Below are 18924 nucleotides of genomic sequence, written 5' to 3'. Positions count from 1 at the left end.
CTTCGGCTCCGGCACTGCCACTCCCAACTCCCTCTACTCCTTCACCGCTCCGGTGAGCATTCCCTCGATGAACCGCCGCTGCAGCGCGATGTACACGACCACGACCGGCAGTGCGATCAGCACGGCCGCCGCGGCGAGCAGCGAGGTGTCCGAGGTCTGCTGTCCCTGGAAGAAGGCCAGGCCCAGCGGTACGGTGCGCAGCCCCTCCTCGCTGATCATGACCAGCGCCATCAGGAACTCGTTCCACGTCCACATGAACGTGATGACGATCATGGTGGTGATCGCCGGCCGCCCCATCGGGACGAGGATCCGCCACAGGGTGGTGAAGCTGTTCGCTCCGTCCACCCGCGCCGCCTCCATGACGGACTGCGCGCTGTTGCGGAAGTACGTCCGCATCCAGAACACGCCGAACGCCAGCGACTGCGCGGTCTGCGGCAGGATCAGCGCCCAGTACGTGTCGGTGATCTCGTAGTGCCGCAGGTCGAAGTAGAGCGGTACGACCAGCGCCTCCTGCGGCAGCGTCAGGCCGATGACGAACACGTAGAACAGGATGTTCGAGCCCGGGAACTTCATCACGCCGAAGGCGTACGCCGCCAGGATCGACAGCACCGTCGCGACCGTGACCACCACGACCGCCACGAGGATCGAGTTCCCCAGATACGTGCCGAAGTGGCCCTGCTGCCAGGCGTCGGAGAAGTTGCTCCAGTTCAGGCCGCCCTCGGGCAGCGAGAACCCGGTGTTGAGCGAGCCCTTCTCGCCGAACGCCGTCGACAGGATGCCGATGACCGGCGTCAGCGAGATGACGGCGAAGATCGAGAGGATGCCGTAGGTGAAGGTGCGTTCGATCTTGGAGCTCATGAGCGGCGTCCTTCGACGAGCCGGGAGACCGTGACGGTCAGGGTGAAGATCAGCACGGTGAGCGCGACGCCCACGGCTGCTGCGGAACCGACCTGGTTCAGCTCGAAGGCGCGGTGGTAGACCTCGTACGCCGGCACGGAGGTGGCCTCACCGGGGCCGCCGCTCGTCATGACGTAGATGAGGTCGAAGTTGCGCAGTCCGGCGACGATCGTCAGGGTCAGCGCGACCGCTATCTCGGCGCGCAGCGCCGGCAGCGTGACGGCGAAGAACTCGCGGAACGCGCCCGCGCCGTCCAGCCGCGCGGCCTCGTACAGCTCCCTGGGGATGCGCTGGGCACCCGCGAGGAACAGCACGAGACACAGACCCGTCATCACCCAGGTGCCGACGATGCCGACCGCGGGCAGCGCCCAGTCGTAGTCGCCGAGCCAGGGCCGGGCCCAGGAGTCCAGGCCCACGCCGCGCAGCACGTCGTTCAGCAGCCCGTCGGGCGCCAGGATCGACTGCCACGCGACGCCGACGACGACCATCGCCAGCACCTGCGGAAGGAACAGCACGGTGCGGAAGAACGTCATGCCCCGCACCCGGATCCGCGACATGGCCGCCGCGAGCAGCAGGCCGATACAGACCGGGAGCACCGAGTAGAAGATCAGCAGCACCAGCGCGTGCCCGAACGGGGCCCGCAGGGACGGGTCGGTGAAGATGTCGGCGTAGTTGTCGAAGCCCGCGGAGGTGGCCCGGGTCAGGCCGTCCCAGTTCAGGAACGACAGCCAGACCGACTGCCCGAACGGGACCAGCAGGAACAGCGCGTAGATGACCAGCGCGGGCAGGACGTAGAGGTACCCGACCGCGCGCGGCTCTCCCGGCGCGCGGCGCCCGTAGGCGGCGGTGACGGACTTCATCACGACCCCGCAGGCTCGGCGCCGTCGCCGCGCTGCTTCTCCATGAACGGCCCGTAGTCGTCCTGCAGCTTCTTGGCGAAGCCGTCGGGCGAGGTCTTGCCGGCGATGAGGTCCTGCAGCCCGGCGGAGACGGTGTCGTAGAACGTGGGCGTGGTGTAGTCCAGGTACGGGACCAGGCCGTCGTTCGCGTTCAACTGCTTCCACGCCGCGATCATCTGGCCGTCGGGGCTCTCCGGGTCCACCGCGTCCGCGGCCTTGCCCGGGACGGCCGGCAGCACGCCGTTCTCCGTCATCACGTCGGCCGCGTGCTCGTTGGTGATGAAGTCGAGGTACGCGGCGGCGACCTCGGGGTGCGGGGACTTGGAGGTCACGGACCAGGACAGGCCCTGGCCGCCGGTGGTGACGGGGCTGCCGTCCTCAGTAGCGGGGGGCGGGGCCATGACGCCGAGGTTGTCGCCCATGGGCTTCTTGAGGTCGGCCTGCAGCCAGGTGCCGGCGATCAGGTAGGCGCCGTCGCCGCCGGCGAACTGCTTGTAGGAGTCGTCGTAGCCGCGGCCGTTGGCGTCCTTGGGCAGGTAGCCCTTGTCGATCCAGTCGGCGAGTTCGGCGGCGGCGTCCTTCGTGTACGCGTTGTCGAAGCCGTCGCCGCGGCCGAGGATGGTGTTGCGCGCCTCGGCGGCGCCGTGCTGGTCCTGGAGCACGCCGAAGTTGTGGATGGCCGGCCACTGGTCGAGGTTGCCGAACTGGATGGGCAGTTCGCCCTCGCCCTTGAGGGTGGCGAGGCTGTCCGTGAATTCCTTCCAGGTCTTCGGCGGCTCGATGCCCGCGTCGGCCAGCTTTTCCTTGTTGTAGTAGACGCCGATGAACTCGCCGGTCTGGGAGACGCCGTAGAGCCGGCCGGTGCCGAACTTCTTCCCGTCGGCGGAGACCCGGTTCAGGTTCAGCAGGGTGCTGGGATAGCGCGTGTTCCAGTCGTAGATGCCCGCGTAGTTGTCGAGCGGCATCAGCAGCCCGGCCTGCACGAAGGCGACCATGTCGGGATAGCCCTGGTTGGCCTGCACGATGTCGGGCGGCTTGTTCCCGGACAGCGCGAGCTTCAGCGTCGTCTTCAGGTCGTCGAAGCTCCGCGAGACCCGCTTGATCTTGACGTTCGGGTACTTCTCCTGGAACTCCTTGTTGAGCTGCTCCAGCTCCGCGTGCTGGCCGCCGCGGACCTCCTGGTCCCACACGGTCAGCGTCACGTTCCCCGCCTTCGACGGGTCCGGTATGCCGCCCGCGGCGCCGGCGCCCCCGCCTTCGACGGCTCCGGAGCCGTCGGTGCCCGGCACACAGCCGGCCGCCATGACGGCGAGTCCCGCGGCGAGCGCGGCGGGCACGAGTGCCTTTGTCCGCCGTCTACCGCCGCCCTTGTTGCGCAATCCCATCAGAACTCCTTCGTTCTACTCGTCCCGGAAACCGATGGTCGGAATGGCCCGCCGGCGCGGACGCTGCCGCACCAGGGCCGGGACCAGGCCGTCCAGGAAGTCGTACCGCCGGGCCACCTCGGCGGCGTCCGCGTCGCCCGCCTTGGCGCGGGCGGCGGCCTCGATCCACCACGCGGCCACCTCCGTCCAGTCGGGCGCGGACAGCGAGCCGCCGAAGTGCTGCACGGACAGCGCGGCGGTGAGGTTGGCGAAGGCGAGCCGGTCGGCGAGCGGCCAGCCCGCCAGAGTGCCGGTCATGAAGCCGGCGACGAACACGTCGCCGGCGCCGGTCGGGTCGAGGGCGTCCACGAGCAGGCCGGGGACGTCGGCGGTCTCACCGGTGATCCCGTCCACGGCGACGGCGCCCTCGGGCCCCTTGGTCACCACGGCGATCGGCACCAGTTCGGCGAGGGCGCGCACCGCCTGCTCCGGGGAGTCGGTGCGGGTGTACTGCATCGCCTCTGCGGCGTTGGGCAGGAAGGCGTGGCTGTAGCGCAGCCCGGTGAGCGCGGACAGGTCCCAGCGGCCGGTCTCGTCCCAGCCGACGTCGGAGAAGACCTTCGAGCCCTTGTCGTGCGCGTGCCGGACCCACTCCTCGTCCCGGCCCGGCTCCAGCGACGCCACAATGGAGCGGGCGCGCGGCAGCTCCGTGCAGACGGGCGCGGGCGCGGGGTGCTCGTGCGTCACCATGGTGCGCTCGCCCTCGTACGCCATGGAGACCGTGACCGGCGAGTGCCAGCCGGCCAGCCGCCGCGACGGGCTGAGGTCGACGCCCTCGCTCTCCGAGAGACTCTCCCAGATGTAGTCGCCGTACAGGTCTGCGCCGAAGCTCGCGCAGAGCGTGGTGCGCAGCCCGAGGCGGGCGAGCGCGGTGGCCATGTTCGCGATGCCGCCCGGGCTGGAGCCCATGCCGCGGGCCCAGTTCTCGCTGCCGCGCACGGGCGCGGCAGCGAGACCGGTGAAGACGATGTCCATGAACACGGTGCCGGTGAGGAGAACGTCGTGCTCCGGATCGCCGGGAGCCCGTGTGCCCGCCAGCGGATCAATCGCTGTGCGGACCGCCGAGGGAGTGCTCAACGGCGTGTCCTTCCTGCTTGTGGTTCACATTGAGCGACACCCTGCACCGCCGCGACGGATTTTGCAAGAGGTCACTCACACTCGCGCAAACTCGCTCACGTGGAGTACATTGCCGAGCATGCTGCGAGAGACGCGCCACGAGAAGCTGCTCAGCATCCTCGGTGACGAGGGCGTGCTGCCCGTCCGGGAGATCGCCAAGCGACTCGGCGTCAGCGAGGCCACGGCCCGCCGCGACCTCACCGAGCTGGGCCGCGCCGGCCGGCTCACCCGGGTCTACGGCGGCGCCGTAGCCGCCCGCGCGGACGACGAGAGACCCTTCGCCGAGGTCGCAGACGACGACCCCGGCGGCCGGGAGTCCGTCGCCGCCCGCGCCGCGGAGCTGGTCGAGGACGGCGACGTCGTGCTGCTCGACATCGGCACCACCACGCTGGCCCTGGCCCAGCGGCTGCGCGGGCGCCCTGTGACCATTGTCACCAGCAATCTCGCGGTCTACGAGGAACTGCGCGACGACCACGCGGTCACCCTGATCCTGCTCGGCGGCGAGGTCCGGCGGAACTACCGCTCGGTCGTCGGCGTGCTCACCGAGTCCAACCTCCGTGAACTCTACGTCGGCCGGCTCTTCCTCGGCGCCAGCGGGATCCTCCCCGACGGCAGCGTGCTGGACAGCACCCACGTCGAGGTACCCGTCAAGCGGGCCATGATCAGGGCGTCCCGGCAGGTGGTGCTGCTCGCCAGCGCCGGCAAGTTCCCCGGCGACTCGGGGCTCGTCCGCATCTGCGGCCCCGAGGACGTGCACATGCTCATCACGAACACGTCATCGGACCCGGTGACCCTCGCCGCCTTCGGCGAGGCCGGTGTGGAGGTAGTCACAGTATGAGGCTGACAGTGCTGGGCGGCGGCGGATTCCGCGTGCCGCTGGTGTACCGGGCCCTGCTCGAGGACAGCGGCGACGAATCCGGTCGGTGCACCGAGCTCGTCCTGTACGACACGGAGCCGCGGCGCCTGGAGGCCATCGGCGCCGTCCTCGCGCAGCACGGCGCCGACGCCGCGACGAGAGGCGCCCGGCCGCCCGCGGTGCGTACCACCACCGACCTCGACGACGCCCTGCGCGACACGGACTTCGTCTTCTCCGCCATCCGCGCCGGCGGCCTTGAGGGCCGCAGCCGCGACGAGCGCGCGGCGCTGACCGAGGGCCTGCTCGGCCAGGAGACCGTCGGCGCCGGCGGCGTCCTGTACGGGCTGCGCTCCGTACCCGCCGCCATGCACATCGCCGAGCGGGTCGCGGCCGTCGCGCCGAACGCCTGGGTCATCAACTTCACCAACCCCGCCGGCATGGTCACCGAGGCCATGCAGCGCCTCCTCGGCGACCGCGTCATCGGCATCTGCGACTCCCCCGTCGGCATGGCCCGCCGCGCCGCCCGCGCCCTGGGCGTGGACCCGGACCGCACCGAGCTGGACTACGTGGGCCTCAACCACCTCGGCTGGCTGCGCCGCATCCTCGTCGACGGCGAGGACCGCCTGCCGGCGCTGCTCGCCGACTCCGCGGCGCTGGAGTCCTTCGAGGAAGGCAAGCTCTTCGGCGCCGAGTGGCTCCAGGCGCTGGGCTCGCTGCCCAATGAGTACCTGCACTACTACTACTTCAACCGCGAGGCGGTCGCCGCGCTGACCAACGCCCCCGCGACCCGCGGCGAGTTCCTGCGCGAGCAGCAGGCGGCGTTCTACGCCGCCGCGGAGGCCGACCCGGGCGAGGCGGCGGCGGTGTGGGAGCGCACGCGCAAGGAGCGCGAGGCGACGTACATGGCGGAGAGCCGGGAGAGCACGGGCGGCTGGCAGCGCGACACGTGCGACCTGGACGGCGGCGGCTACGACCGCGTCGCCCTGGCCCTGATGCGCGCCATCGCCCGCGACGAGCGCGCCACCCTGATCCTCAACGTCAAGAACCGCACCACGGTCCCGGGCCTGGACGCGGACGCGGTCATCGAGGTCCCCTGCCGCGTGGACGCGAACGGCGCCCACCCGCTGCCGACCCGCCCGGCGGAGGCGGACCAGCTGGGTCTGATGCTGACGTTGAAGGCCGTGGAACGCTCGACGATCGCGGCGGCGGACACGGGCAGCCGCGCGCAGGCGCTGCGGGCGATGGCGCTGCACCCGCTGGTGGACTCGGTCAACGCGGCGAAGCGGCTCCTGGAGACCCGGGGGGCCTGACGGCGGGGCAACCCGGACCGTCAAGGGGACGCCGGTCGGTCACTCGCGCGAGTGGCGGGATCGGCGTTCCCGGTGGGTACGCTGGCCGTACGGGCGAGGATCCGTCGTATGGGAGCACCTGCTATGAGCGTGGCACCGAAGAAGCCGGAGCACACGACCCCGGCATGGCCGATGCCGCCATCCGGTGGCTACACGGCCGACGACCTGGACACGCTCCCCGACCTGCCTCCGCACACGGAGCTGATCGACGGGAGCCTTGTTTTCATGACGCCGCAAAGCATTTTCCACTCCGTGACCAACCGCATGCTGGAGAACGGTCTCCTGCGCACGGTCCCCGACGACCTGGTGGTGCTGCGCGAGGTAACGGTGGTGATCGGGGAGAAACAGCGGCCCGAACCTGATCTCATCGTGGTCAAGAGGGACGCGGTGACCAAGCTTGCGCAGACCAGTTTCCAGGCCGAAGACGTGCTGCTCGCCGTGGAGGTCGTCTCGCCCGAGTCCCTGGACCGTGATCGGGAGACCAAGCCCCTGAAATACGCTAAGGCGGGCATCCAGCACTTCTGGCGGGTCGAGAACAAGCGAAACCATCCAGTTGTGCACGTCTACCAACTGGACGAAGCTACAAGGCAGTACATGCTCACGGACATTCACACGGACCGGCTGAAGCTCACGCTCCCGTACAGCATCGACATCGACCTCACCCTCGCGTACTGAGCCCGCCGCCGGCGACCCCGCTCAGGCACGGCCGCAGACTCGTGTGACCAAGACCTCCCACCCCTCCGCCAGCGCCCGCAGATAGCGGCTTCCGTCGAGGTCGTCCGGCGCCTCCGGCGCCCCCGCGGGGGTGGCGAGGTAGAGCAGGGCCGGGCCCTCCAGGGCGGCGGCGAGCTGCAGGGTCAGGGCGTCGAGGTGCTGCCGGTCCAGGCCCGCCTGCGCCAGCAGGAAGCGGATGTGCGGGCGGGTGATGCCCGCGCCGACCGGTATCGGCTGGTTGCGGTCCAGCGCCGCGCGCGCGACCGCGTGGTGCTCCAGCAGGAAGCAGATCCGGCCCTGGCCGTACGCGATCAACCGGTCCACCGGGTCGCCGCCCGGGCCCAGCGGCGGCGGGCCGGAGAGCACGCGCTGCTGAAAGGCGCGTTCGTCCTCGTCCAGCAGGGCGACGAAGATCCCCGCGCGCGTACGGAAGCGGCGGTAGACCGTGCCCTTCCCCACACCGGCCTGCTCCGCCAGGCCGTCCATCGTCACGTTCTCGGCACCGTCCTCGGCGATCATCCGGCGGGCCGTGTCCAGGAGCAGCCTGCGGTTTCGCGCCGCGTCGGCCCGCTCCGCGCGGGGCTTCTCCAGAGGGATCAGGTCACCGTCCACGGACGCCACCGTATCGTCAGGAATAGAACCGGGGTAAAGTCCGCTTACGCTGGTCGTGAGAGTCCGACGCGCGGCGCCCCCGCCCAGCGCGGCACCCCCTGCATACGGAGACAAACCCGCATGAACCTCTTCCGCATCGACGCCAGCATCCTCCCCGGCACCTCCGCCTCCGCCGAGCTCGCCGACACGGTCCAGAACGAGTGGGCCCTCGCCCACCCCGACGCGCAGGTCGCGCGCCGCCACCTCGGCACCGACCCCCTCCCCGCCGACGCCTGGGCCCTGGCCACCACCGCCGACTTCACCCCCGCCTCCGAGCGCACACCCGCACATCTGGAGGCCAAGGAGCTGGCCACGGAGCTGGCCGCCGAACTCGACCGCGCCGACGCCGTGCTGCTGGCCGTGCCGCTCTACAACTACGGCGTCTCCCAGCACTTCAAGACCTGGGCCGACCTGGTCCTCAACGGCGCCGGCGCGACCACCCCCGTGCTCAAGGAGAAGCCCACGGTGCTGGTGACCACCAAGGGCGGCGGCTTCCAGCCGGGCGCACCGCGGGAGGGCTGGGACCACTCGACCCCCTACCTGCGCCGGGTGCTGCTCGACATCTGGCAGGCCGACCTCACGGTGATCGAACGCGAGCTGACCCTGGCCGCCGTCAACCCCGCCATGGAGGGCCTGCGCGACCAGGCCGCGCAGCTCCACTCGGACGCGCTCGACGCCGCCCGCGACGCCGGCCGCACCCTGGCGGGCACGGCGGCCCGGGTCTGACGGCGGGGCAGGCTCCCGATCGCCAAGGCAACGCCGGCCGGTCACTCACGCGAGTGACCGGCCGGCGTTCTTGACGGGTACGCCGCCCACGCCCCCGCGCGTACGTGCGGCACGGCCCCGTACGTACGGCACTTCCGCACCCCGTGCACCGTGCGCGTAGCCCGTTCCGGTCATCTGCCGGTCCGTGCGGCGGGGTAACGCCCCGCGCTCCTCGCCGCGATCACACAATCCCTTCGTCGTCACTCCCCCCGCTCCACCGCCGAAGGGATCCGCGTGCCGTACGTGAGTCGCAGGACCGCCGTCACCGCCACGACCTGGCTCGCCGCCGTCGTCGTCCTGGGGCCCACCGCCGGGTCCGCCGCGTCCGCGGCCGACGAGGACTGCTTCGACCGCCGCACCGAGCCGTACACCTCGGTCGTCGACGGGCATCTGCACTTCCGGCCCTTCGGCGGCGAGGCCATCCCGTTCCGCGAGATGGTCGGCTACCTCAGGCGCACCGGCGTCCAGCACGCCGGGGTCTTCGGCATCGGGCAGAAGCTCCCCGTCGACTCCGACTGCGCGTACTACCTCGACTGCCCCGGCACGCCCGTGCTCCCCAGCATGAAGAACGACTTCGTCAACGCCGAGAACGCCGTGGAGCACAAGCAGGAGGACGTCGGCCTGGCGCTGTCCATGACGTTCCCCGACCTCGCCCACCCCGAGACCGTGCCGGGCGGAATGGAGCTGCTCGACAAGGAGTTCCCGGGGATGTTCCAGTGGATGGGCGAGGTCAACGTCATCAAGCAGGCCCTCCTCCCCAACAAGCACGAGCCCGCGGACGAGACGGACATCGAGGAGTGGGCACCGTTCATGGACGAGCTGCGCCGGCGCGGCATGCCGATCACCCTCCACTCCGACCTCGGCAACGACCAGGATCCGACGCGCTATCTGCACCTGATGGAGCGGGTGCTGGCGCTGTACCCGCACAACAAGATCGTCTGGGCGCACATGGGGCTCTCCAAAGAGCTGCCGGCCATGGACCCCGACGAGCACATCGGCATCATGAAGCGGCTCCTGGACCGCTACCCGGGCCTCACGCTCGACCTGAGCTGGCGGGTGCTGGAGGACCTGTACTTCGGCAGGCCGGGCGTGCGGGAGAAGTACGCGGCGCTGTTCGACGCATATCCGGAACAGGCGATCCCGGGGACGGACTTCGTCGCGTCGCGGAACAAGGACTTCGGGGTCTACAAGGAGGAGCTGGCGGTGACCAGCCGGATCAACAAGGCGATGGGGGACGAGGCGTTCCGGCGGATCGCGCTCGGGCAGAACTACTTCGACCTGCTGGGGATCAAGAAGCGCGCGCCGGAGATCTGCGAGGCGCAGGGGAACAGCTGACGCACCCCGCCCGCGTCCGGCCGGCGCACTCCGGCCGGACGCGGGCGGGGCTGTGACCACCGCCGCGACCACCGCGGCGACTACCGCGGCGGAGTCTCGTCGTCCGGCGGCCGGGTGCCGATGTGCAGGCTCTCGGCGTGGAAGTCGCGGCCCTGGACGACGGTTCCGCGGACCTCGCCGCTGACGACGTTGGTCACCGAGTCCGCCCCTGCCGGCAGCGGCGGCAGCTCCTCGCGCCAGGTCCGTAACGCGGCGCGGAACTCCCCGTCCAGCGCCGCCCGTACGGCCAGCGCCGTGCTCAGCGCCTGCGCCCGCGCCTCGTTGTCCGGGTCCGCCGCCAGTTGCTCCAGCTCCGCCGCCGCGGAGCCGCCGCCGGCATCGGCGTCGGCGTCGGCGTGGGGGCCGCCCCGCCGGAACGGCCGGCGCACCAGCCGCGTCAGCCCCGCCCACCCCTGCCGGCCGATCTCTCCGCCCGCCCCGCCGGCCAGCGCCATCAACAGCCCCACGGACACCGGATCCATCCGAACCACCCCTGCCTCGTCACTCGTCGCTCGTCACTCGCCGCACGTCCACGGTCACGCAACGGCAAGGACGACGGAAGGTGCCGGACAGGTTCCGTCAGCTTCCGGCCGGCCGCGGCCGGCCGGGGCTCACTCCGGGACGGGCAGGCACTCGGCGAGCAGGGCGAGGACGTCGCGCCAGGCGCGCTGCGCGTGCCGCGGGTGGTGGCCGGCGCCGGGGACCGTACGGTGGCCGACCGGCCCGTGGTGGAAGGCGTGCAGGGCGCCGCCGTAGACCGTGAGGCGCCAGTCGACGCCCGCGGCCTGCATCTCGGCGGCGAACGCCGCCCGTTGGGCGGGCGCCATGATCGGGTCTTCCGACCCGACCCCGGCCTCCGGGGCGCCCGGGTGTTCTGCCAGCGGCAGAACACCCGGGCCGGCCGCCGCCCGGCCCCTACGTAGTGATGCGCTCGTCGGCGGCGGGATCCGCCTCGGTGGCCGGGGCGCCCTCCCCGTGGGCGAACTCCTCGGCGCGGCCGCTCGCCACCCGGTTGGGCAGCGTCGCCGCGAGGGCGATCATCAGCACCGCCAGGCCCGCCGCCACCCAGAACGCCAGCCTCATGCCGCCGACCTGGGCCGGGATCGGGCCCGTGCCGTCCTCCACCAGGCTCGTCGCGCGCGCGGACATCACCGTCACCACCAGCGCCGTCCCGAACGCCGCCGCGACCTGCTGCAGCGTGCCGAGGATGGAGCTGCCGTGCGAGTACAGGTGCGGGGGCAGCACGCCCATGCCGAGGGTGAAGAGCGGGGTGAACATCGCCGCCAGGCCCACCATCAGCAGCACGTGCAGGGCCAGGATCTGCCAGTACGGCGTCGCCGTCGATATCTGCGTGTAGCCGAGGAGACCGGCCGCGATGCCGGCCGCGCCGGGCAGCACCAGCCAGCGGCTGCCGAACCGGTCGTACGCCTTGCCGACCGCCGGGCCCAGCAGGCCCATCGCCAGACCGCCCGGCATGACCAGCAGGCCCGTCTCCAGCGGGCTCAGACCACGGATGTTCTGCAGGTACAGCGGCAGCAGGATCATCGCGCCCATCATCGCCAGGAACCCGATGGACGTGACGACCAGGGAGAGGGTGAAGGTGCCGTACCGCAGGGTGCGCAGGTCCATCAGCGGCGTGCCCTTGCGCTGGAGCATGAGCTGGCGGAGGGCGAAGAGGCCGATGGCCGCGAGGCCGCCCACGGCGATGCCGATGCCGATGCTCCTGCGGTCGGCCTCGCCGATGAGGCTCAGCCCGTACACCAGACCGCCGAAGCCCAGTGCCGCCACGCAGACGCTGCCCCAGTCGATGGAGCTGACCTGCGGCTCGCCGATGTCCTCCAGCTTGCGCAGCCCGAACACCGTCACCAGGGCCGCGATCGGCAGCACCGCCACGAACAGCAGCCGCCACGAGCCGGCCTCCAGGATGACCCCGGAGACCGCGGGCCCCAGCGCGGGCGCCGTCGACATCGCCAGGGTGACGTGCCCCATCACCTTGCCGCGGTGCTGCGCGGGCACCACCGCCATCAGCGTGGTCATCAGCAGCGGCATCATCACCGCCGTGCCCGCGGCCTGCACGATCCGGCCGGCCAGCAGCACCGCGAACGTCGGCGCCACGGCCGAGATGACGGTGCCGACGAGGAACGTGCTCATGGCGACCGTGTACGCCCCGCGGGTCGTGACCCGCTGCAGGAACCAGCCCGTGACGGGGATCACCGCGGCCATGGTGAGCATGAACGCCGTGGACACCCACTGCGCCGACTGCTCGGTGACGTGCATCGACTCCATCAGCCGCGGGATCGCGTTGACCATGATGGTCTCGTTGAGGATCACCACGAACGTCGCCAGGACCAGCAGCCGTACCACGGTCGGCGTCCGGCCCTCCGCCTCCCCGGCGGATGATCGTTTCGTTGTCGCGGCTCGCATCACAGCTCCTCGCTCGGGTTCCTGATCACAGTCACCGGTGCAGCCGAGGGCCGCGGACTGGATGGTTCGGTCGTTCCACCGAGACAGACCGGCGGGCACGCCGGAACTCATCGGCGTATCGAGACTCGCACGTCACCCCGGGGCGCCGCCTCCCCGTTTCGCCCGGCGGGGGCCCCGGCCGTACCCGCAGACAAGCGCAGGTCAGAGGGGTAACAAGGGGCCCGGAGGGCCGCGGTGGAGCCCCCTGTCGGATTCGAACCGACGACCTACGCTTTACAAGAGCGTTGCTCTGGCCAGCTGAGCTAAGGAGGCGCGCCCGTGCAGTGTAACCGGGGCGCCGGGTGGCGGGGTGATGCGTTTTCGGGACCTGCCGGGTGGTGACAAGGGGGCTGACCGGCAGGTACGGTCGGCGCCAGGGTTCACCCAGTGGACTACACCACATCCTTTACTCGGATCGTCCGGCACGTTCCTGCCGGTGAAGGGAAACACCATGGCAACGGTTTCGTTCGACAAGGCCACCCGGATCTACCCGGGCTCCGAAAAGCCCGCGGTCAGCGAGCTGGACATCTCCATCGAGGACGGCGAGTTCCTCGTCCTGGTCGGCCCCTCCGGCTGCGGCAAGTCGACCTCCCTGCGCATGCTCGCGGGTCTGGAGGACGTGAACTCCGGCACCATCCACATCGGCGACCGCGACGTCACGCACCTGCCCCCGAAGGACCGGGACATCGCCATGGTGTTCCAGAACTATGCGCTGTACCCGCACATGACCGTCGCCGACAACATGGGCTTCGCGCTCAAGATCGCCGGCGTGCCGAAGACCGAGATCCGGCAGAAGGTCGAGGACGCCGCCAAGATCCTCGACCTCACCGAGTACCTGGGCCGCAAGCCGAAGGCGCTCTCCGGTGGTCAGCGGCAGCGTGTCGCGATGGGCCGCGCGATCGTCCGCGAGCCGCAGGTGTTCCTCATGGACGAGCCGCTGTCGAACCTCGACGCCAAGCTCCGCGTCCAGACCCGTACGCAGATCGCCGGCCTCCAGCGCCGCCTCGGCGTCACCACCGTGTACGTCACCCACGACCAGGTCGAGGCCATGACCATGGGCGACCGGGTCGCGGTGCTCAAGGACGGGCTGCTCCAGCAGGTCGCCACGCCGCGCGAGATGTACGACAAGCCGGCCAACCTCTTCGTCGCGGGCTTCATCGGCTCCCCGGCGATGAACCTGGTCGAGGTCCCGATCACCGACGGCGGCGTCAAGTTCGGCAACAGCGTCGTGCCCGTCAGCCGCGAGGCCCTGTCCGCCGCGTCCGACAAGGGCGACACCACCGTCACCGTCGGCGTCCGCCCCGAGCACTTCGACCTGGCCAACGGCGACGCGCCCGCGGACAAGAAGCTGTCGAAGGAGTCGGGCGACGCCCCGGCCGGCCTGGCGGTCACCGTCAACGTCGTCGAGGAACTGGGCGCCGACGCCTACGTCTACGGCTCCGCCAACGTCGGCGGCGAGGACAAGGACCTGGTCGTCCGCGTCTCCGGCCGCGCCGTCCCGGACAAGGGCGCCACGCTGCACATCGTCCCGCGCTCCGGCGAGACGCACGTGTTCTCCACCTCCTCCGGCGCCCGGCTCACCGACTGACGGACTGGGCGGCACCGCCCGGCAGTTCGTACGGAAGGCGCCGCACCCTCGCGTGGGTGCGGCGCCGTTCCGCGTTTCCGGCCCGTACGGAATCCGCCCCCGGACCGTACGGACACCGGGTCGCGCAGCGGCAAGTGCGTCGGAAAGTCCGGCACTTCGTTCGACGTCCACGTCAACACGGAATTCGAACTTCCCGGCCAACCGTGCCCGTAAGGGTGACTCCATGTCGCCGAATCACTACCGCTCGCTACCATCGCCCTCGTGAAACAGGCAGCCCGCCGTATCGGCAGAACCATCGCATTCGTCCTCCCCGTCGTACTCGTGCTGTCGGGTACGCTCGCGGTCGCCACCGTCCCCTGGGCCTCGCCCTCGGCCGACGCCCGGATGCTCAGCGCCTCCGCGGAGAGCTCCGCCGCGAAGTCCGGCGCCCGTGCCCCGCAGGAGGTGCTCCGGGACCGCCTCATCGCGGAGTTGCAGGAGAAGGACCCGGGCGTCGCGCTCACCCAGCTCCAGCGCGAGGTGCACGCCCGGCCGTCGCTCGCACGGCACTGCGCCGGGATCGCCCGCGCGCTCGGCGAGGCGGCGGTGGCCAAGTACGGGGTCGCCCGCGCGCAGTCGTTCTCGCGCCCGGTGTGCGACACCGCGTTCGCGTCCGGGGTCGTCACGGCCCAGTAGGGACGTCGGACACCTGCCGGCCGGCAGCGGAGGCCCCCGCACCCGCGGCCTTTTGCTACCGGCCGGTTAGGGTGCGGGGTATGACCGCAGCCGCAGCAGCACTACCCACTCAAGCCGTGGTCCTTGCCGGGGGGCAGGGGTCACGGCTTCGTCCGTACACGGACGACCGCCCCAAGCCGATGGTCGAGATCCCGGGCACCGGCGTGCCCATCATCGGGCACCAACTGGCGTGGCTGGCGGCCGAGGGCGTCACGGACGCGGTGGTGTCCTGCGGGCACCTGGCCGAGGTGCTGCAGAAGTGGCTGGAGGCCACGGAGCTGCCGCTGAAGGTGAGTTGCGTGGTCGAGAAGGAGCCGCTGGGCCGGGGCGGCGGGCTGAAGTTCGCGGCGGCGTCGCTGCCGCGGCCCGAGGAGCCGTGGTACGCGACGAACGGCGACATCTGGACCCGGTTCTCGCTGCCCGCGATGGCCGCGTTCCACCAGGAGCGGGGCGCGGACGCCACGCTGGCGCTGGCGCGGCCCCACATGCCGTGGGGCGCGGTGGAGACCGACCAGTTCGGGCACGTTATCGACTTCATCGAGGCGCCGCCGTCGCCGTACCTGATCAACGCGGGGGTGTACGTCTTCTCCGCCGCCTTCCGCGACCTGCTGCCGGAGCGCGGGGACCACGAGCGCACGACCTTCCCGCGGCTGGCGCGTGAGCGGCGGCTGGCGGGCTTCCCGCTGCCGCAGGGGGCGTACTGGCGGGCCATCGACACGGCGAAGGACCTGACGGAGGCGGCGAAGGAGCTGCGCCGGGGGTAGGGAGCCGCGCGAAGCAGGAGCCAGGGCTGTACGGGCCGGGCTTCGCGGACGGTACGGGCGTACGGGCCGGGGTCCGCCCCCGGCCCGTACGCCACCCGCCTAATACGAAAATCCCGTGACCTTGATTGTGTCCGCAGTTCAGGCGGCTTCTACTGGCTGGAGGGTGACTTGGTAGCCGAGTTGGTTGAGCTGGCCGACGAGCCGTCGGGTCTGGCGGGTGCGGCCGGTGCGTTCGAGGAAGTACTGGCCGCCGAGGTCGGCGTATGCGGTGTCGTGGGTGAGCATGTGCCACATCGCGATGAGGACGGAGTGCTCCAGGGCGACCAGGGCTCTCTTCTTGCCGCGGCGGGCGGCGATGCGTCGGTAGCGGGCGGCGAGGTAGGTGTCCTTGGTGCGGGCGGCGGAGACCGCGGCCTGCCCGAGGGCGGCCTTCAGCCAGGGGTTGCCGTGCCGGGTCTTGCCGGTGGGCTGTCGTCCTGCCGATTCGTGGTTGCCGGGACAGACGCCGGCCCAGGAGGCCAGGTGGCCGGCGCTGGCGAAGCGGGCCATGTCCGCACCGGTCTCAGCCAGGATCACCGGGGCGGTGCGCGGGCTGATGCCGGGGATCGTGGTCAGCAGCTTGAGCTGGCGGCGAAAGGGCGCCACGTGCTTCTCGATCCGCTCGGTGAGCCGGGACTCGGTCGTGGTGCAGGCGTCGATGCGGTCCAGCATGGCCCGCGCGAGGAACGCGTGGTGGTCACCGAAGCGGCCGGTCAGCGCCTGGGTGAGCAGCGGGCGTTTGCCGCGCATGCTGCCCAGGGCCAGCTCGGCGAGCACCTGCGGGTCCCGCTCGCCGGCGATCAGGGCCTCCAGCATGGCCCGTCCGGAGACACCGAGGATGTCGCTGGCCACGGACGACAGCTTGATCCCGGCGTCCTCCAGGAGCTTCTCCAGCCGCTGGGCCTCCCGGGTGCGTTCGCGGACCACCTCGGTGCGGTAGCGGGTCAGATCCCGCAGCTGGCGGATCGGCTCCGGTGGCACGAACGACGGGCGGACCAGGCCGTGCTCGACGAGTTCGGCGATCCACTCGGCGTCCTTGACGTCGGTCTTGCGGCCCGGGACCGCCTTCATGTGCCGGGCGTTGAGCAGCCAGCACTCGATCTCGTGCTCCAGCAGGTAGAACACCGGCTTCCAGTAGATGCCGGTGGCCTCCATGCCGACCAGCGTGATGCCCTCGGCCAGCAGCCAGTCCCGCATCGCCAGCAGATCGCGGGTCATGGTGGAGAAGGTACGGGTCTCCTTGCGGCGCCGCTTGCCGGTGCCGGGCACGCGGATCGTGACCTTCACGTCCGCCTTGCTGATGTCGATCCCCGCACAGCGTTCGTGCAGTACGTCCATTGCCCCGGCACCCCCTTCGCTCCTCGGCCGCGAGCACGTGACCGTCCGGCAGGGGTCCGGCAGGCGGAAGACTCTAATACGCGTGCTCGAAGCAACACTTCCGGGTGCCTGTCGAGGGACCCCCAGCGTCCTACTAACCCTCGGGCTCGGATCACGCCATTGGCGGTCGACGTCCGCCGGACGACCACACACCGATTTTCACCCGCTCAGGGTGGCCCCGCCAGGGGCTCGGATTACTAACCCAGCAGTCCGCCCACCAGCCCCGGTGGCTTCTCCTCCCCGTCCCCGCCCGTCGGCTCACCGCCCGACGGGCTGCCGCCCCCCGTGCTCCCCGCACCCCCGTCGCCCGACTCCGCCGGACCCGCGCCCGCGCCCGGGTCCGTGCGGGACCCCGCGTCGGAGGGCGGCGGCGCCGGGTTCTCGGCGGACGGGGGCGGCGGCGCCTGCGACGCCGGGGGCGCCGCGGGCTGCTGCCCCGGGGGGTCGCTGCCCCGCTCCGTCGCCGGACCCGCCTCCTTCGTCCCCGGCCCCGCACTCGCGGCGGGCGAGGACGCCTCGCCGCCCGGCTCCGCGGAGCCGTCCCGCGACGGGGTCGCCGAGCCCGCGTCGCCGCCCCGGGCCTTGCCGCCGGGCGTGGCGGGCAGCGGGGTGCCCGGCAGGTGGTTGACGGGCGGCTCGTCGGGGCCCGGCACCCGTACCGTGCTCGACGACCGCACCGCCGCGCCCAGCATCGACCCGACCAGCAGCGCGAGCCCCACGATCACCGTGGCCAGCACCGTCCCGCGGCGCAGCACCCGGCGGCGCAGCTCCCACAGCTCCGAGCGCGGCCCCAGCGTGCGCCACGCCTCGCCGGCGAGGCGGGCGTCGAGGGAGTAGACGGGGGCGCCGGCGATCACCAGCGGGGACCAGGCGGCGAGGAACAGGGCGTCCGTCGCGTCGTACGCGGACGAAGGCTGCCACGCCACCGTCACCAGCAACCCGAGCGCGAGCAGCCCGCCGATGGCCGCCGCGAGCCGCTGCCACAGCCCGCAGATCGTCAGCACGCCGACGATGATCTGGAGGAACGCCACCGTCAGCCCGGTGCCGACGGGGTGCGCGAGCCCGATGTCGTACAGCGGCTCGGCGAGGAACCACGGGTCCATCCGCGCCAGCCAGCTCCGGATCGAGCCGCGCTCGCCGCCGTCGAAGAACTGCGGGTCGCTGAGCTTGCCCATGCCGGCGTAGAGGGAGACGAGGCCGAGGACGATGCGCAGGGGCAGCAGGACGACGCCGAGGTTCATCCGGCGGCCGGGGTAGTAGGCGTGCCGTACCGGGTCGGCGCCGTGGCGCTGGGTGCGGCGGCCGTCGTCCTGGCCGGCGCGGGTGCCGGCGCCGGCTGCGCCCGGCTCGCCCGGCTCGGCGTACGGGTCGTACGGCCCGTCGGGGCCGCCCCGGCCGCCGGCGTACGGACCGGCGGGCTCCGGGACGCGCCCGAGCGCCGGCGTGGCATCCCCGGCGCCGCCCGGCGGCACGCCGGTGCCGTCGATGCGGGGCAGGCGGTGGGTGGCGTCGTCGGCGAGGGACGGGAGCACCTGCGTCGCGTCCGCCGGGATCACCTGCGTCGCGTCGGCGGTGCGGGGCAGGAGCTGCGTCGCCATCGCGTCGGCGCCGCCCGCGGCGGGCCGGCCGGCGTCGTCCCGGGGGATGGCCTGGAGCAGCCGGCCCGCGGCGGTGTCGTCGGCGCGCCCGGTCCACACCACGGGCACCCGCCGCCCCGCCCCCGCGGCCCCGGCGCCCGCCCCCGCCCCCGCCCCCACCAAGGCCGGTGCCGGCGCCAGCCCGACGCCCCCGTACAGCGGTGCGCCCGCCGCGGCGAGCATCCGGTGGGAGGAGGGCCCGAGCTGCACCCGGAAGCTCGGGCTGTCGACGTTGATCCGGGTGGGCTCGCTCGGCACCCGCACCATCGTCAGCCGGCCGGTGTCCTCGGGCTCCTG

17 protein-coding genes, 1 tRNA gene and 1 pseudogene are annotated in these 18924 nt (G+C 71.8%); 8 read left to right on the top strand and 11 right to left on the bottom strand.

What is annotated here, in order from left to right; all coding sequences use genetic code 11:
• Positions 1-33: 33 nt before the first annotated feature.
• The 4 genes from B124_RS04640 to B124_RS04625 all read right to left on the bottom strand — a co-directional run bounded on the left by B124_RS04640 (position 34) and on the right by B124_RS04625 (position 4297).
• On the bottom strand, positions 34-858 hold the full coding sequence (locus B124_RS04640) for a carbohydrate ABC transporter permease (RefSeq protein WP_496501341.1): 825 nt from the start codon (positions 856-858) through the stop codon (positions 34-36).
• Positions 855-1757 (bottom strand): carbohydrate ABC transporter permease, encoded by a 903-nt coding sequence (locus tag B124_RS04635; RefSeq protein WP_496501550.1) that lies wholly within the window; start codon positions 1755-1757, stop codon positions 855-857. Before B124_RS04635 ends, B124_RS04640 begins: the two co-directional genes overlap by 4 nt.
• Entirely contained in the window at positions 1757-3133 is a 1377-nt protein-coding gene (locus B124_RS04630) for an extracellular solute-binding protein (RefSeq protein ID WP_496501549.1), read from the bottom strand. The genes B124_RS04635 and B124_RS04630 overlap by 1 nt, the downstream gene beginning before the upstream one ends.
• Before the next feature lie 63 nt (positions 3134-3196).
• Positions 3197-4297: a carbohydrate kinase family protein gene (locus B124_RS04625; RefSeq protein WP_496501340.1), complete on the bottom strand. Its 1101-nt coding sequence runs from the start codon at positions 4295-4297 to the stop codon at positions 3197-3199.
• Between the two features lie 118 nt (positions 4298-4415).
• Here B124_RS04625 and B124_RS04620 point away from each other — a divergent pair, with 118 nt between their 5' ends.
• The 3 genes from B124_RS04620 to B124_RS04610 all read left to right on the top strand — a co-directional run bounded on the left by B124_RS04620 (position 4416) and on the right by B124_RS04610 (position 7216).
• A complete protein-coding gene (locus B124_RS04620; RefSeq protein WP_496501339.1) occupies positions 4416-5174 on the top strand; it encodes a DeoR/GlpR family DNA-binding transcription regulator in 759 nt (252 codons plus the stop codon).
• On the top strand, positions 5171-6502 hold the full coding sequence (locus tag B124_RS04615; RefSeq protein ID WP_496501338.1) for a 6-phospho-beta-glucosidase: 1332 nt from the start codon (positions 5171-5173) through the stop codon (positions 6500-6502). Before B124_RS04620 ends, B124_RS04615 begins: the two co-directional genes overlap by 4 nt.
• A 123-nt stretch (positions 6503-6625) precedes the next feature.
• Complete coding sequence (locus B124_RS04610; protein ID WP_496501337.1) at positions 6626-7216, top strand: Uma2 family endonuclease; 591 nt, start codon at positions 6626-6628, stop codon at positions 7214-7216.
• Between the two features lie 21 nt (positions 7217-7237).
• Here B124_RS04610 and B124_RS04605 read toward each other — a convergent pair whose 3' ends face one another.
• Positions 7238-7876 (bottom strand): TetR/AcrR family transcriptional regulator, encoded by a 639-nt coding sequence (locus tag B124_RS04605; RefSeq protein ID WP_496501336.1) that lies wholly within the window; start codon positions 7874-7876, stop codon positions 7238-7240.
• A gap of 111 nt (positions 7877-7987) precedes the next feature.
• Here B124_RS04605 and B124_RS04600 point away from each other — a divergent pair, with 111 nt between their 5' ends.
• A complete protein-coding gene (locus tag B124_RS04600) occupies positions 7988-8632 on the top strand; it encodes an FMN-dependent NADH-azoreductase (protein WP_496501335.1) in 645 nt (214 codons plus the stop codon).
• Positions 8633-8914: 282 nt separating this feature from the next.
• Positions 8915-10006, top strand: a complete 1092-nt coding sequence (locus B124_RS04595) for an amidohydrolase family protein (RefSeq protein ID WP_496501334.1) — start codon at positions 8915-8917, stop codon at positions 10004-10006.
• Positions 10007-10086: 80 nt separating this feature from the next.
• On the opposite strand, the gene B124_RS04590 is transcribed toward B124_RS04595, so the two are convergent.
• From B124_RS04590 to B124_RS04575, 4 genes and pseudogenes are all read right to left on the bottom strand, one after another.
• Entirely contained in the window at positions 10087-10527 is a 441-nt protein-coding gene (locus B124_RS04590) for a hypothetical protein (protein WP_496501333.1), read from the bottom strand.
• A gap of 129 nt (positions 10528-10656) precedes the next feature.
• A pseudogene (locus B124_RS04585) lies at positions 10657-10899 on the bottom strand (dienelactone hydrolase family protein); the annotation flags it as partial.
• Between the two features lie 61 nt (positions 10900-10960).
• Positions 10961-12469, bottom strand: a complete 1509-nt coding sequence (locus tag B124_RS04580) for an MDR family MFS transporter (RefSeq protein WP_496501332.1) — start codon at positions 12467-12469, stop codon at positions 10961-10963.
• A 235-nt stretch (positions 12470-12704) separates the two neighbouring features.
• Positions 12705-12781, bottom strand: a tRNA-Thr gene (locus B124_RS04575).
• 178 nt (positions 12782-12959) lie between these two features.
• Between B124_RS04575 and B124_RS04570 the strand changes: the two genes are divergently transcribed.
• The 3 genes from B124_RS04570 to B124_RS04560 all read left to right on the top strand — a co-directional run bounded on the left by B124_RS04570 (position 12960) and on the right by B124_RS04560 (position 15574).
• Complete coding sequence (locus B124_RS04570; protein ID WP_496501331.1) at positions 12960-14096, top strand: ABC transporter ATP-binding protein; 1137 nt, start codon at positions 12960-12962, stop codon at positions 14094-14096.
• 261 nt (positions 14097-14357) lie between these two features.
• Complete coding sequence (locus tag B124_RS04565) at positions 14358-14771, top strand: hypothetical protein (protein WP_496501330.1); 414 nt, start codon at positions 14358-14360, stop codon at positions 14769-14771.
• Between the two features lie 80 nt (positions 14772-14851).
• Positions 14852-15574, top strand: a complete 723-nt coding sequence (locus B124_RS04560) for a nucleotidyltransferase family protein (protein WP_496501329.1) — start codon at positions 14852-14854, stop codon at positions 15572-15574.
• Between the two features lie 138 nt (positions 15575-15712).
• On the opposite strand, the gene B124_RS04555 is transcribed toward B124_RS04560, so the two are convergent.
• Both B124_RS04555 and B124_RS04550 read right to left on the bottom strand, forming a co-directional pair.
• The gene (locus tag B124_RS04555) at positions 15713-16951 is read right to left on the bottom strand and encodes an IS110 family RNA-guided transposase (protein ID WP_496501328.1); all 1239 of its coding nucleotides are present in this window, start codon (positions 16949-16951) and stop codon (positions 15713-15715) included.
• Positions 16952-17187: 236 nt separating this feature from the next.
• Positions 17188-18894 (bottom strand): DoxX family protein, encoded by a 1707-nt coding sequence (locus B124_RS04550; RefSeq protein WP_496501548.1) that lies wholly within the window; start codon positions 18892-18894, stop codon positions 17188-17190.
• Positions 18895-18924 lie beyond the last annotated feature (30 nt).

Source organism: Streptomyces sp. CNP082 (assembly GCF_059570535.1).
Note: the sequence above shows the minus strand (reverse complement) of the source record. Positions and strands in the feature narration are given on the sequence as shown.